12 protein-coding genes are annotated in these 14,380 nt (G+C 71.9%); 6 read left to right on the forward strand and 6 right to left on the reverse strand.

Features of this window, described 5'->3' with window-relative positions:
* Positions 1-68: 68 nt before the first annotated feature.
* Positions 69-935, forward strand: a complete 867-nt coding sequence (locus tag AB0I18_RS26445) for an alpha/beta hydrolase (RefSeq protein WP_363108058.1) — start codon at positions 69-71, stop codon at positions 933-935.
* A gap of 67 nt (positions 936-1,002) precedes the next feature.
* On the opposite strand, the gene AB0I18_RS26450 is transcribed toward AB0I18_RS26445, so the two are convergent.
* From AB0I18_RS26450 to AB0I18_RS26460, 3 genes are all read right to left on the reverse strand, one after another.
* Positions 1,003-2,640 carry a transporter gene (locus AB0I18_RS26450; protein ID WP_363108059.1) on the reverse strand — a complete coding sequence of 546 codons (1,638 nt, stop codon included), beginning with the start codon at positions 2,638-2,640 and terminating at the stop codon, positions 1,003-1,005.
* Positions 2,637-3,428 carry an ABC transporter ATP-binding protein gene (locus AB0I18_RS26455; protein ID WP_363108060.1) on the reverse strand — a complete coding sequence of 264 codons (792 nt, stop codon included), beginning with the start codon at positions 3,426-3,428 and terminating at the stop codon, positions 2,637-2,639. The genes AB0I18_RS26450 and AB0I18_RS26455 overlap by 4 nt, the downstream gene beginning before the upstream one ends.
* Before the next feature lie 126 nt (positions 3,429-3,554).
* Positions 3,555-4,214 carry a bifunctional DNA primase/polymerase gene (locus AB0I18_RS26460; protein WP_363108061.1) on the reverse strand — a complete coding sequence of 220 codons (660 nt, stop codon included), beginning with the start codon at positions 4,212-4,214 and terminating at the stop codon, positions 3,555-3,557.
* A gap of 322 nt (positions 4,215-4,536) precedes the next feature.
* Here AB0I18_RS26460 and AB0I18_RS26465 point away from each other — a divergent pair, with 322 nt between their 5' ends.
* Together AB0I18_RS26465 and AB0I18_RS26470 are read left to right on the forward strand one after the other, a co-directional pair.
* Positions 4,537-5,922: a transcriptional regulator gene (locus AB0I18_RS26465; RefSeq protein ID WP_363108062.1), complete on the forward strand. Its 1,386-nt coding sequence runs from the start codon at positions 4,537-4,539 to the stop codon at positions 5,920-5,922.
* 220 nt (positions 5,923-6,142) lie between these two features.
* Complete coding sequence (locus AB0I18_RS26470; RefSeq protein ID WP_363108063.1) at positions 6,143-8,263, forward strand: hypothetical protein; 2,121 nt, start codon at positions 6,143-6,145, stop codon at positions 8,261-8,263.
* A 91-nt stretch (positions 8,264-8,354) separates the two neighbouring features.
* Here AB0I18_RS26470 and AB0I18_RS26475 read toward each other — a convergent pair whose 3' ends face one another.
* Positions 8,355-9,659, reverse strand: a complete 1,305-nt coding sequence (locus AB0I18_RS26475; RefSeq protein ID WP_363108064.1) for an ABC transporter substrate-binding protein — start codon at positions 9,657-9,659, stop codon at positions 8,355-8,357.
* A 117-nt stretch (positions 9,660-9,776) separates the two neighbouring features.
* Between AB0I18_RS26475 and AB0I18_RS26480 the strand changes: the two genes are divergently transcribed.
* Positions 9,777-10,277: a hypothetical protein gene (locus tag AB0I18_RS26480; protein ID WP_363108065.1), complete on the forward strand. Its 501-nt coding sequence runs from the start codon at positions 9,777-9,779 to the stop codon at positions 10,275-10,277.
* Positions 10,278-10,383: 106 nt separating this feature from the next.
* Positions 10,384-11,253, forward strand: coding sequence for a formyltetrahydrofolate deformylase (gene purU, locus AB0I18_RS26485; RefSeq protein ID WP_363108066.1), 870 nt, complete (start codon positions 10,384-10,386; stop codon positions 11,251-11,253).
* A gap of 232 nt (positions 11,254-11,485) precedes the next feature.
* Here purU and AB0I18_RS26490 read toward each other — a convergent pair whose 3' ends face one another.
* Together AB0I18_RS26490 and AB0I18_RS26495 are read right to left on the reverse strand one after the other, a co-directional pair.
* Entirely contained in the window at positions 11,486-12,853 is a 1,368-nt protein-coding gene (locus tag AB0I18_RS26490; RefSeq protein WP_363108067.1) for a maleylpyruvate isomerase N-terminal domain-containing protein, read from the reverse strand.
* Positions 12,850-13,428 (reverse strand): sigma-70 family RNA polymerase sigma factor, encoded by a 579-nt coding sequence (locus tag AB0I18_RS26495; protein ID WP_363108068.1) that lies wholly within the window; start codon positions 13,426-13,428, stop codon positions 12,850-12,852. Before AB0I18_RS26495 ends, AB0I18_RS26490 begins: the two co-directional genes overlap by 4 nt.
* Before the next feature lie 427 nt (positions 13,429-13,855).
* Here AB0I18_RS26495 and AB0I18_RS26500 point away from each other — a divergent pair, with 427 nt between their 5' ends.
* Positions 13,856-14,230: an STAS domain-containing protein gene (locus AB0I18_RS26500; RefSeq protein WP_363108069.1), complete on the forward strand. Its 375-nt coding sequence runs from the start codon at positions 13,856-13,858 to the stop codon at positions 14,228-14,230.
* Positions 14,231-14,380: the final 150 nt, after the last annotated feature.

Consider the following 14,380-nt stretch of genomic DNA (forward strand, 5'->3'; position numbering starts at 1 on the left):
GGTACCAGTGGACCGGCCGGCCCGTGCGGGACGGGCCGGCCGAGCGGATCAAAGGGGGGTGCCAGCCTATGGTGCGGCGCATCGACGTGACCGGTGCGGGCGGTGCACGCCTGGCCGCCTGGGAGTTCGCGGATCCTCCCAAGACCAGGACCGGGGAGACCGAGCGTGCGCCCGGCGTGCTGTTACTGCACGGCCTCATGGGCCGCGCCTCGCACTGGGCGTCCACCGCCCGCTGGCTCTCCGAGCGGCACCGCGCCGTCGCGCTCGACCAGCGGGGCCACGGCCAGAGCGACAAACCGCAGGAGACGGAGTACACCCGCGGGGCGTACGTGGAGGACGCCGAGGCGGCCCTCGAACAGCTCGGCCTCGCCCCGGCCGTCGTCATCGGGCACGCCATGGGAGCCCTGACCGCCTGGCAGCTCGCCGCCAAGCGCCCCGACCTGGTGAGCGGCCTGGTCATCTGCGACATGCGGGCCTCGGCGCTGGGGGCCGCCTCGCAGCGCGAATGGGAGGAATGGTTCAAGGCCTGGCCCGTTCCCTTCGCCACGCTCGCCGACGTACGGAAGTGGTTCGGCGAGGACGACCCCTGGGTGGAGCGCCCGAACCCGTCGCGCGGTGAGTTCTACGCCGAGGTGATGGCCGAGTCCGCCGACGGCTGGCGTCCGGTCTTCGAGCCCGAGCAGATGCTCAAGTCCCGCGAGACCTGGGTGTACGACGCGCACTGGGAGGAGCTGGCGCAGGTCCGCTGCCCCACCCTCGTGGTCCGCGGCCTCGACGGCGAGCTCGGCCGGGCCGAGTCCCAGGAGATGGTCCGCGTCCTGCCCAACGGCCAGTACGCGGAAGTCGCCGAGGCCGGTCACCTGGTGCACTACGACCAGCCGGAGGCATGGCGTGCGGCGGTCGAGCCGTTCATCGACAGCCTGATCGACCCGTGACCGGCGCCCGCACCGGAAGCGGCCCCGGAAGCGCGGCCCGCCGCTCAGGGCCCTAGAGCCCCAGCCCTCACCCCTTGCTGACCGCCGCCAGGATCTCCGGCAGCCGCCGCGCCGTCCGCGGCGCGGCGAACCGCAGCCCCGCCAAGGTGATCAGCGTGCCGTACGCGGCCCCCAGCGGCAGCAGCGCCCACGTCCAGTCGTCCCTGCCCGCCGAGGCGTTCAGCCAGATCGTGAGGGCGATGACGGGCGCGCACAGCAGCGCCGCCGCGACCATGCCACCGAAGATCGAGATCCAGGCCAGGCCCGCCTGCCCGGGAGCCACGTTCTTGTAGCCCTCCTGCGGGATCGAGTACGGGAAGTGGACCGAGGACAACGTCCCGGTCGCCAGCATCGCGCCGAGCAGCGCGAAGGACAGGCCGAGCACCTCGGGCAGGGCGGGCCAGTCGCCGAGCATGGCCGTCGTCAGGACGGTCACCAGAGTCGCGTACGGGAGGGTGATCACCAGCAGCGCCAACGCCCGCGCCCGCAGCTCGACATACGCGTCCCGGGTGGACGAGATGGTCATCGCGACCATCCAGAACGCGGAGGTGTCCTGCCCGAACTGGTTGTACATCAGGATGCCGAGCATCCCCGCGGCGAAGCACGAGAAATAGATCGAGCCGGTGCCCTGCAAGGCGTTGAACACCGGCACGATCAGGCCGATCGCGAGCGACGTCACCCACGCGGCCTTCGTCTTCGGATCACGCCACATGTACCGCAGACTGCGTTCCATGACCGTGCCCGTGCGCCCCGCGGGCAGCAGCCGCCCCAGCCCTGAAGAGCGGCCCGCCTTGTCCCGCGAGGCCCCGGCCGCCTGGAGGGTCGAGCCGTCCGGCGAGGTCATCAGCCGGGTCAGACTCCGCTGCCAGTAGGCCAGCAGTGCCACCAACGCCGCGCCGCTCAGGGCGATCTGGACGACCCCGACGGCGTACGAACCCTCGCTCACGGAGTCCACCGCGCCGAGCGCCGACGCGGGCGGCATCCAGCGCAGCACGTCGGCCGCCGGGTCCAGCGTGGACAGGCCCGACGAACCGAGCTTCTGCGCCCCGAAGTTGACGACCTGCGCGCCCACCGCGATCACCAGACCGCTGAGTACGGCCAGGTCGCGGCCCTTGCGGCTGGTCAGCAGGCGGATGTTGGCGGCCGCGACGGCGCGCGCGAGGGCCACGCAGACCAGGAGCGCGAGGACGACCGCGACGACCCCGGTGACGTACGCCGCCGCGCCGTGCGCCATCGCGACGACCGAGCCGACGAACAGGCACAGCGTGAACAGCGGCCCTATGCCGACCAGCGAGGCCACCAGCAGGGCGCGTACGAGCGGGCGCGGGCGCAGCGGCAGCATCACCAGGCGGGTCGGGTCGAGGGTTTCGTCGCCGCCGGGGAAGAAGAGGGGCATCACGGCCCAGCCGAGCGCCAGTACGGCGGTGAGCAGCACGGTGAGGGACGCCGCGTGCGTGTTGCCGCGCAGTGCGATCAGGCCGATCAGCTGGAGCGCGGCGAAGAGCAGGACGACGACGAGCGAGGCCACGTAGGCGGCCCGCCGCCCGGCCGACTGCCGCAGGCCGTTGCGCAGGAGGGACAGCTTGAGGCGTACGACGACGGGAGTGACGGAAGCGGGCGAGACAGCCGTACCGGTCCCCGCCGTCCCGGTGGTCCCGGCGGTCATCGGGCGCCGCCGCCCAGCCAGTCGAGGTCGGAGCCGGTGTCGCGGCCGTTCGCTCCGACGAGTTCGAGGAAGGCCTGCTGGAGGGAGGGTGCGTCGCCGCGTACGTCGGCGAGCGGACCGTGGGCGCGGATGCGTCCCGCGGCCATGACGGCGACCCAGTCGCACAGCGACTCGACGAGCTCCATCACATGGGAGGAGAAGACGACGGTCGCGCCGGAGGCGGTGTAGCGCTCCAGGACGCCGCGGATGGTCTGCGCGGAGACCGGGTCGACGCCCTCGAACGGTTCGTCCAGGAACAGCACTTCGGGGTTGTGGAGCAGGGCCGCGGCGAGACCGATCTTCTTGCGCATGCCGGTCGAGTAGTCGACGACGAGCTTGTGCTGGGCGCCGGCCAGGTCGAGCACGTCGAGGAGCTGGGTGGCCCGCTTGTCGACCTCGGCGCCGGGCAGTCCGCGCAACCGCCCGGTGTACGCGAGGAGTTCGCGCCCCGAGAGCCGCTCGAAGAGCCGCAGCCCCTCGGGCAGCACACCGATCCGGGCCTTGACCTCCGTCGGATCGCGCCACACGTCGTGCCCGACGACCTCCACGGTGCCCTGATCGGGCCGGAGCAGTCCGGTCGCCATCGACAACGTGGTGGTCTTCCCCGCCCCGTTCGGCCCGACCAGCCCGATGAACTGCCCCGCCGGCAACTCCAGATCGATCCCGGCAACAGCAACCTGCTCCCCAAACCGCTTCCAAAGCCCCCGAACCCGCACGGCAACGGCCCCTACCCGCACTCCTTCGGTCATGCGAAGCACGATACGGGGGCACCGACCTTTTTGGAGCGCCTGGTCAGGGGCGCCCCTTAGGGGCGCGGGGAACTGCGCGCTCAGCCCAAGGCGACCCGCAGATCCCCACCGGACCCGCGCGGAGCGCTAACGTCGCGCGTCCCGCCCGCAGGCGTAAGCCAAGGGCGAGATCAGCTCCTCGGCATCCGGCAACCACCGATTCGCAGGCGTAGGCCGGCAGGCCCACTGCACAGCCCCCCGAGCCCCGAACCGAGTGGGCGGCGCAGCCACATACGCCCCCTCACCGAGCACGTTCAGATCGAGCGACGCCAGCGGCCACCCCAACTTCCGCACAAGATCCGGCACCTTCGCACCAGCCCCCGGAAGCACAAAGAACTGCATCCGCCGATCCGGCGTACAGGTGACGGGCCCGAGCGTCAGCTCCATCCGCGTCATCCGCGCGAGCGCCAGAAACCCCGAGGTCTCAGGAACGTCGATCGCGTCGAACGTCCGCCCCGTGGGCAGCAGGATCGACGCCGACTGCTGCTTGGACCACAGCCGGCGCGCCACCGTCGCACTACCCGTGGCCTGCGTCGCCCAGTCCTCCCGCGCGGGATGCGCCCCGGGCACGGCGCACGAGGCCTCGCCGCACGAGCAGCGCTGCACCCCGTCGGCGGCTTCCAGCCAGGTGCCGGGGAACACGTCCCAATGGCGTTCCTCGGCATAGCGCACGGCGATGTCCTGCAGCGACTCGCCGCGCTGCTTCGGGATCTGGGCGGTCTCGGTGCCTGCGATCGTCTCTTCCACGCTCAACTCAACTCCCGCACCCACCTCGGGTTACGGGCTCACGCGCGCGCGGGGGAGGAGCATCGATTCCACACGTGGGGCGCATGGATGCATGTGTGGGGGCGCGCACGGGCAACGACAGCGGGGGCTGGGTAGCCAGGGGAGGGGCGGGCAGCAGCCCTTACCCCGGCAATCCTCACATGTCTCGCATTTTCACTGTGTCTGCGGGGCATTGATCTTCAAGGCCGGATCTTTCGCTCCCTTCACGGGCGCGGGGGTCACGGTCACTGAGGGCACGTCAACTCGGTGCGTGGGCAGGCACCGCAGCCACAGGGGGTACGCCATGGCCGCAAGGCCTCTCGTCGCGCGGCAGCCGAACGAACGGCTGCAGGCGCTCATCCAGGAAGCGGGCTGTTCGAACGCCGGGCTGGCTCGCCGGGTCAACATGTGCGGCGCGGAACACGGTCTCGATCTGCGCTACGACAAGACGTCCGTGGCGCGCTGGCTGCGCGGTCAGCAGCCGCGCGGCAGGGCGCCCGCGATCATCGCCGAGGCCCTGGGCCGCAAGCTGGGCCGGACCGTCACGATCGACGAGATCGGCATGGCGAACGGCAAGAACCTCGCCTCCGGGGTGGGCCTGCAGTTCTCGCCCACCGTTCTCGGGGCGATCGAGCAGGTCTGCGAGCTGTGGCGCAGCGACGTTGGGCGGCGGGACTTCCTGTCCGGTTCGTCGGTCGCCGCCTCCGCGCTCGTCGAGCCGAGCCGGGACTGGCTGATCTCCGCGCCGGACGCGCAGGTGTCGCGCTCGGCCGGGCCGCGGGTCGGCCTGGCCGATGTGGCGGCGGTGCGGGCGATGACCCAGGCGCTGGTGGATCTCGACCACCAGTACGGCAGCGGGCATGTACGGCCCGTCGTCGTGCACTACCTGAACAGTGTGGTCTCCGGGCTGCTGGCGGGCTCGTACCGGGAAGCCGTCGGGCGTGAACTCTTCGCGGCCGTCGCGCGGTTGACGGAGCTGGCCGGCTACATGGCGGTCGACACCGGTCAGCCCGGGCTCGCGCAGCGGTACTACATCCAGGCGCTGCGGCTCGCGCAGGCTGCCGGAGACCGTGGGTACGGCGGGTACGTACTGGCCGCGTCCATGAGCCACCTGGCCGTGCAGCTCGGGAATCCGCGGGAGATCGCACAGTTGGCGCGGGCGGCGCAGGAGGGGGCGCGCGGGCGGGTCACACCGCGCGCGGAGTCGATGTTCCACGCCGCGGAGGCGCGGGGGCATGCGTTGATGGGTGACGCGCGCTCTGCGCAGGTGGCGTCCGGGCGGGCCGTGGCGGCGCTGGAGCAGGCCGATCCGGAGTCCGGGGACGACCCGCGGTGGATCGCCCACTTCGACGAGGCGTATCTGGCCGACGAGTTGGCGCACTGCCACCGGGACCTGGGCCAGGCGGAGGCGGCGGCGCGGCGCGCGCAGGAGTCCCTCGCCGGGCACCCCGAGTCGCGCGCCCGGCGGCGGGCGATCGGGTACGTCCTGCTGGCCACCGCGCAGGTGCAGCAGCGCGAGGTGGAGCAGGCCTGTCACACGGGACTGCGCGCGGTCGAGCTGCTCGGAACCCTGCGGTCGAACCGCGGGGCCGAGTACCTGGACGACTTCCAGCAGCGGCTGGAGCCGTACCGCGACGAGCCGGTGGTGCGGGAGTTCGGGGCGCGGATGGAGTTGCAGGCGGCGGCCTAGACGTACTCGGCGCGGACGCACGGGAAATGGGGCGCCCGGGAAATGGGGCGTACGTCACGGAAGGGGTACGGAAAGTGGCCTGAGCAGCGTTCCGAGGGACGGTTTGTCACCCGCTGCCCCTGGTGGCGGGAGTCACGTCCTGTGCTGCGTGGCACTGGGTTGTGGGGACCCGGTAGCGTGAACCGACGATTCCGAAGGTCCCCCATTCGTAGGAGTCCCGGTGACGCACAACGGACAGGGCGACGAGCCCTCGGCGCGCCCCGCGCACGAAGGCATCGTGCTGCCGTCCGACGGCGGCGAGCCCCTCCTGCCGGGCCAGACGGGCGACCGGGCGCTCCCGGCGGGCGGTCAGGCCTGGGACCAGCCGTGGGGCCCTGGACCCGCCGCGCAGGCTCCTCCGGAGCCGGGGCAGGGCTGGACGGCCCCCGGTGAATGGGGTAATGCGGTTTCGGGGCCGGACGCGCAGGCTCCGGACCCCGGCACGCAGGCTCCGGGCTGGGACGACGGGTCGGCTTCGAGGCAGAGCGCGCCGGGCGGCTCCGCCGAGGGCGCGCCCGCCTGGGGCGCCGCCGGGCCGTCGGCGCAGTACGGACAGCAGCACGGCGAGCAGCATGGACAACAACACGGTCAGCAGCACGGCCAGCAGTACGGCGGTCAGCCCGGTGGGCAGTACGGAGAGCAGGCGCCCCAGTACGGGGCGCAGGGCGCGAGCCCTCAGTGGGGCGGCCCGCAGACGCCGAACGGCGGCGGCCAGTTGCCCCCGCAGCAGTCCGACGGCCGTACGCCCCTTCCGCACGAGGGCATGACGACGAACGGGTACGGCGCGCCCCAGACGCCGGGCCCGTACGCGGCCCAGCAGCCTTCGCAGGCCTCGCACGCCCCGGCCGGGCAGGCACCGCTGCCGCCCGCCGCCGGGCAGGCCCAGCCGCAGGGGCAGGGGCAGGCCCAGCCGCAGGGCCAAGGACAGGGACAGGCGCAGGGCCAGGGCGGTTACGAAGGCCGGCAGGCCGGCGCGGGACAGCTCCCGTCCGGCGCGTACGACCCTTCGCAGGCCCCCGGTGGCCGGGCGGCGCCGCTGCCGCCGATGGACGCCGGTGCGGGCCCGCGGCACGGTGCCGCCCCCATGGACGAGGGCGCGACCCAGTACCTGCCGCCCGTCGCCGCGGCGGCACCCATGGACGAGGGCGCCACGCAGTACATCCCCCCGGTGGGTCCCGGTGCGCTGCCGCCCGAGATGCCTTCCGGAGCGATGCCCACCGGAGCGATGCCGTCTGAGGCGAGGCCCGCCGAGGCCACGCAGTACCTCGGCCGGGTCCGGCAGGACGGGCCGGTGCCCGGCGCGCGCGGTGCCGGGCCCATGCCCCCGGTCGCGGACCCCGACGCCCAGGCCACGCAGCTGATCGCGCCGGTGCCCGCCCAGCCCGGCGCGGCGCCCTACGGGATACGTCCGGGCGGGCCCGAGGACCGGCAGCAGCCGCCGGCCGAGTTCGACAACCTCTTCAGGTCCGACGCCGCCGGCTCCACCCAGCAGTTGCCCCGGTTCGAACAACCGCGGGCGAACCAGGGCGGCGCACCCGGCTTCGGCACCCCGGGCCACCCCGGTGCGCCGGGCGTTCCGGGCTTCCCCGGCTCCGGCTCTCCCGACGGTCCCGCCGGGCGCGGCGCACGCCGCGGTGCGGCGGACGGGGACGACGGCCGTGGCGGCCGCAGCCGTTCACGCCTGCCCCTCATCGCGGCCGTCGGTGTGGGCATCGCCGTGCTGGGCATAGGCGCCGGCGCCCTGCTCAGCGGTGGCGGTGGCGGAGACGACGGCCAGAGCGACAAGAACAAGACGGTGGCGGCGACCGCCCCCGCCACGGACGGTTCCGCGTCCGCGGCCGCCGACCCGGCCAAGGAGCAGGCCGTGGCACTGGACAAGCTCCTGGCGGACAGCAACAACAGCCGCGACGCGGTGGTCAAGGCCGTCACCGACGTACGGACGTGCACGAACCTCGGCCGGGCCGCCGCCGACCTGCGCAACGCGGCCGAGCAGCGCAACGGCCTGGTCACCCGCCTCGCGGCCCTGTCGGTCGACAAGCTGCCGGACAACGCGCGGCTGACCGCCGCGCTCAACGGTGCCTGGAAGGCCTCCGCCTCGGCCGACACCCACTACGCCGCCTGGGCCGACCAGGTCGCCGGGAAGAAGGGCTGCCCCAAGGGCAAGGCGCGCACCACGGGCCAGACCCAGGCCGGCAACCGCGAGAGCGGCACCGCGACCACGGAGAAGGCCAAGGCCGCGAAGCTGTGGAACTCCATCGCCCAGACCTACGGTTTGACGGAGCGTCAGCCCGCCCAGCTCTGACCGGGATCGGGACCCGGGCCTGGATCGGGCCCGGGAGTCCGGATCAGGCCCGGGAGTCCGGATCAGGCCCGGACCGGGCCCGGAAACACGGTCAGGACGTGCCGTCCGTGTTCTCCAGCACCTTCGACACGTTGACGAACCCCTTGCGGGCCGTGACCAGTTGACCTCGGCGTACCACCTGGAAGGTCACGTCGGAGTTGACCAGCCGGGGGAAGCCGGTCGCCGCGATCAGGTCCTGGAAGCTCCAGCTGAGCGTCGGTGTCAGGTCGCCGGTGGTGACCTTCAGGCCGTCGTCGAGCGTGCGCCGCAGCGTCCGCGAGGACACCTCGCCGTCGCCGAGCGACTCGACGGCCTGCTTCAGGACGTTGTACGCGATCCAGGTGGTCTGCACGCCCGGGTCCGCCGCGTCGATCCGGTTGTCGCCGAAGGCCTCCTCGCGGATGACCTCACGCATCGGCTTCCAGCGCGGGTCGCTCGCCACGGGGTACCAGCCGGTGACGTACGACCCCTCGTACGCAGTGCCCGTGGCGTCCAGCACCGACTGGTCGACGCTGCCGAGCACGGACGCCGTCCGCACCTTCGGGTAGTCCTGGCGGGTGCGCCGGAAGGAGTCCATGAAGGTGTCCGTGCGGTCGCCGAGCGCGGGCACCACGCACCCCTGCTCGGCGAGCGGGTCCGACGTGACCCGTTCCAGTGCCTGTTCGGCGTGGCCCGAGTACTCCGTGGCGTCCTCGGCGGCCCGCTGGTCGACGGCCGCCGGATGCCCGGCCGCGGACAGGCCGGAGTCGAGCAGCACGGGCAGTTCGTCGCCGGCGATCGTGTCGGGGCGTACGAGGGTGACGGGGCCGCAGGCCTTGGCGAGCTGCTGGCCGAGGCCGGCCAGGAGGGAGGGCTGGCCGCCGTTGACGGGGTAGGAGAGCGGGCTGGTGAACTCGTCGTCGGTGACGCCGTACCCGCCGAGGTACGGGATGCCGGCCGCCTCCAGCGGGGAGAGGAAGGAGCGGCCGTGCTGGCTGTAGGAGCCGACGACCGCGACGACGTTCTCGTCGACCGCGCGCCGGGCGCACCGGGCGGCGGCCACCGTGTCGTTGTGGTCGTTGCAGGTGAGGACCTTGAGTTTGCGGCCGTCGATGCCGCCGTTGGCGTTGATCCAGCGCGCGTACGCGAGTGCCATGGCGGGCATGCCGGGCTTGTTGGTCGCCTTGGTCTTCTCCGGTGCCCACGTCATGACGGTGACGGTGTCGTCCCCGGAGCCCCCCGTGACCCCGGGGACGACCCCGCACCCGACGGCTATGGACGCACACGCCGCCAGCGCGCCTGCCGCCAGCACTCTGCGCCTGGCGGCGGGACGGGAGCGGACGGGGAGGAAGGTGCGGGTGCGTCGCCTGCCGGTCATGGACATGCACGATTCCGTCACATCGCTAAGGCCGGTGTGATCCCTGGTCAACGCTCGGTGACGGGCAGGTGAACACCGGGGTGCAATGCGGGTCGAACGGGCGGGAACGTACGATCGATGACCGTGCAAGGTTCGGAGAACTCTTCCCGTCGCGGCCGTCGCTCATCCACCATGGGCGGCATGCCACTGAACGACATGCCCTGGTGGCGCTGGCGCAGCAATGTGCGCTCCGCGCTGCACATGCTTTCCGACACCGACTTCCAGCGGGGGGTCTGGCTCGCGGGTGTCGACGGGTACGGAGACGTGACCGACGCCGTCTACCGCCTCGTCGAGGACACCTGGCTGGACAACTGGTCCGCCGAGAAATACGTCGGCACGATCTTCCGGGACTCGCAGGAGGCGGCGCTCGTCGACAGCGCCGTGCTGCGGGTGCTGCGGATCATGCACCAGGTGGGGCCCGACGCGGCCGTCTCCGCGTACCTCGACCACCAGGGGTGGCCGGATGCCGTGCGGGCCGCGCGGGACGCGCATGTGCGGATGGCGGTGAGTGACGGGGAGGATCCCGATGCGGCGCCTCGGACGCTTGAGGTGCTGCGGATCATGACTCGCTCGGCGTAGGTGCTCCGCTGGGTTCGGCGGGGGTGCTCCGCTGGGTTCGGCGGGGAGCGTCCGGCCGGTGGGACGTGTGGGCGGGGGGTCTGTCGGATATGGGACCCTGGCGTGCATGAATGAGCAGTCCGTCGTCGCTGAGCAGTACGTCCTCACTCTTTCCTGCCCGGACAAGCAGGGCATCGTGCATGCCGTGTCGAGTTATCTGTTCATGACCGGGTGCAACATCGAGGACAGCCAGCAGTTCGGTGATCACGACACGGGGCTGTTCTTCATGCGGGTGCACTTCTCGGCGGAGGCGCCGGTGACGCTGGACAAGCTGCGGGCGAGCTTCGCGGCGATCGGTGACTCCTTCCAGATGGACTGGCAGCTGAACCGGGCCGAGGACAAGATGCGGGTCGTGCTGATGGTCAGCAAGTTCGGGCACTGTCTGAACGACCTGTTGTTCCGGGCGCGGATCGGGGCGTTGCCCGTCGAGATCGCGGCGGTGGTGTCCAATCACACTGATTTCGCCGAACTCGTTGCTTCGTATGATGTGCCGTTCCATCACATTCCGGTCAGCAAGGACAACAAGGCGCAGGCTGAGGCGCAGGTGCTGGAGTTGGTGCGGGAGAAGGACGTCGAGCTTGTCGTGCTCGCGCGGTACATGCAGGTTCTTTCTGATGATCTCTGTAAGCAGTTGAGTGGGCGGATCATCAATATTCATCACTCGTTCCTGCCGAGCTTCAAGGGTGCGAAGCCGTATCACCAGGCGCATGTTCGTGGGGTGAAGCTCATCGGTGCCACTGCTCACTATGTGACGGCCGATCTCGATGAGGGGCCGATCATCGAGCAGGAGGTTGAGCGGGTGGGGCATCAGGTCACGCCGGAGCAGTTGGTTGCGGTGGGGCGGGATGTGGAGTGTCAGGCGCTGGCGCGGGCTGTGAAGTGGCATGCGGAGCGGCGGATTTTGTTGAATGGGCGGCGGACTGTCGTTTTTGCCTGACGGTGCCTCCGGCGGTTGGGCTGGTTTTGTCTGCGGGTTCGGTGGGGGCTTGTCGCGCAGTTCCTCGCGCCCCTGGGTATGTGGGTGGGCGGTGCCGTGACGGGGTATCCGATCGCCGCTCTGAGATATCCAGTCATGGCATGTTGCCGCGGCGATCGGACACCCCGACACGACCCCTCACGCCGGAGTGCCGGGTGCGGGTGGGTGGGGGCTGGGGTGCGTGCGGATTGGGTTACATGCGGCTTAGGGAGGCTGCTGCGAAGAGGACGTCTCTGATTGCTTCGCGGTCGCCCAGTTGGCCTGTTGCTGCTTCTTCGGGGGAGACGTGGCCTGCGGCTAGTTGGCAGAATTCGACGCCGTCCAGGGCTACGTGGGCCACCTCGTGTTCGGGGGAGGCCAGGGCGCCGGGGGAGTCTAGGGGGATGTGCCACTCGCCGCCTCCCAGGCCCTCGATCTCCAGGCGGAGGGTGCGGCCGGGGGCGCCGGCCGGGACCAGGTGGGGGGCGTGGCCGGGGGTGGCGAGGCCTGCTTGGCGGCGGGCAGCCAGGGCGGCGGGGAGCATGCGGGCGCCCAGGTCGATCATCGCGTGCAGGTGGCGCGCGGAGGGCGGCTGGTAGGGGTAGTCGACGGCGTCCGCGATGTCTCCCGCGTGGACCCAGCACTCGAAGGCGCGGTCCAGCATGGCGTCCCGGAGAGGGAGTTCGAAGTCGCCGTACGAGACGGTGAGGCGGCCGGAGCCGCCGCCGGCGAAGGCCACCGTGCGGACCAGGTTGTGGGTCTGCTCGCGCCACGGGACGCGTACGGAACGGGTGGGCGGGAAGTGCGAGGCTCGCCAGAACGCTTCCGTGCGGGCCGAGGGGGTGGCCTTGTCCGCCGGTGTCGCGCCGAGCGGGTCGTCGAGGCCGAGGGCCAGGGCCACCAGGCCGTCCACGGTCATGAGGTGGGCGATGACGCCCGCGACGGTGGTGCGGCGGCTGGCCGGCTCGTCGCCCTCGAACCAGCGCAGGCGTACGGGGGCGTGCCACTCCGCGTCGGCGATGTCCTGGAGGAGGGCGTCCAGGCGGGCCGTCTCCGCGTCGTACGGGGTCGCCCATTCGGGGACCGGGATGCGGGGCGGGCGGCGGTCGAGGCAGCCTGCCAGGACGCGGGTGCGGAGGGTGGGGTCCAGGTCGAGGCTCTCCGCCGGGTGCAGGAGGCCGACCGCCTCGCGCAGCCGCAGGGCCTCGTCCGCGCAGGAGCCGCAGGCGCCGAGGTGGTCCTCGACGGCCGCCGTCTCGTCGGGGGAGCAGGCCGCCAGTGCCCAGGCGCCGAGCAAGGCCTTCAGGACCCGGTGTTCGAGGACGAGGGGCGCGGGGGTGGGTTCGGGGAGGGGGAGGGGGAGGCCGGTGTCCTCTACGGACGAGCGCGGCATGGGTATGCGCGGGGGCTCGTCGGGGTCCTGGCCGTTTCCGCTGCGGGGGTTGTCGGGGCCGCCCGGTCCTCGCGGGCCGTTCCCGGGCTTCCCGGGCCCCGAGCCGCCGTCGCCCTGCCGGCCCACGCGGGCGTCGTCGTCCTCCGGGTCCGTGTCGTCGTACGGCTCGAAGGGGTTGGCGCCGTTCACCGCGCACCCCCGTACTCGGGCGGTGTCCCGGACGGGCCGGTGTCGTGGGCGGTGGACAGGAGCTGCAGGCCGAGGCGTAGGCGGCGGCGGGCCTCGTCCTCGGTGACGCCGAGGTCGGTGGCGGTCTGGCGGTAGTCACGGCGCTGGAAGTAGGCGAGTTCCAGGGCGGCGCGCAGCGGGGTGGGCATGGACGTGACGATGTAGTCGGCGCGGGCGGCCACCGAGGCGCGGCGGACCTTGCGTTCCAGTTCCTCGGTGCTGCCCCGGCCGTCGGCGAGTGCGGCGGTCTCGGTCGCGCGCAGCCGCTGCACGGCGAGGCGGTGGGTCAGTGTGGCGACCCAGGAGCGCAGGGGGCCCTGCTTGGGGTCGTACGACTCGGGGTTCTCCCAGACATGGGCGAAGACCTCGCGGGTGATGCCGTCGGCGGCGTGCTCGTCTCCGAGCACACGGTGGGCGAGGCCGTGCACGAGCGAAGCGAACCGGTCGTAGAGCTCGCCGAGCGCGGCCGCCTCCCCACGCGCGAGCCGCTGCTGCATCTTGCGGTCCCAGCGGGGCGGCGCGTCCTTCTTGGCCATCCGGCCCCCCTCACCCCTGTCCGTGCCCGGCGCCTGTCCCTGTGTCCACCGGATTCTCCTCTCCGGTTTCCTCTCGAATGTAGTCGGCACCCCTGAGGACGCACGCCCCTTTGTGGCAATGCGCGCCCCTGGGAGAGCGATGGATGGTAGTGGTCTCGTCACGCTCTGCGTGCGTATACCCGGCCTTGGCCTGATCAGGCCCGACCGTACTCGATCGCTCTCGACCGAAACGGTCCTTATGGAGGATGCCAACGGTCCTTATGGAGGACGCTTCGATTCGGCATCCCGTGTTTCATGGAGCGAGGGCGGGGCAGCCGCGCACCAGGGAAGCGAAGGAGTCGCTTCCGCTTCCATTTCGGGGCCCGACGGCGTCGGGCGGTCCGGAGGGCGGCCCGGTTCCGGCAAACGTCGAGCGAGAGGCAGGCGCGTGACGCTCAGGGTGACCGACGGCGAGCAGGGCGGCTGGGCCGTGCTCCGGGTGTCGGGCGAGATGGATCTGGTGACCTCACCGGTGCTGCGCCAACGGGTGCACGACGCGGTGGCCGACGGCCGGCACGACATCGTCCTCGACCTCTCCGGGGTCCTCTTCTGCGACTCCAGCGGCGTGGGCGTACTCATCGCGAGCCGTCGCCTGATGCGTTCCTGCCAGGGCCGCCTCCGTCTGATCCTGCCCGCGCAGGGGGCCGTGGACGGTTCCTACGTCAACCGGGTCCTCGGCGCCCTCGGTGTGCGTCGCCTCTTCGACGTGTATTCCGACGTCAGCGCCGCCGTGGACGAGGAGTCCCGCCCGCTGTCCGCGTGATTCCCGTCACGTGCGGGGATGATCGTCCCGGAACTCCGTGACGCCGTTGTCGCGGAATTTCTCCGGTCTTGGCACAAGCGTCGTTTTCGGCTCCCCGAGGGCCCCGGTCGTCGTACGCTCCGTGCCAGACGCACCCACGTGATGTAAGGC

It is taken from the genome of Streptomyces sp. NPDC050704 (genome assembly GCF_040654355.1).
In the GTDB taxonomy this organism is placed as follows: Bacteria; Actinomycetota; Actinomycetes; order Streptomycetales; family Streptomycetaceae; genus Streptomyces.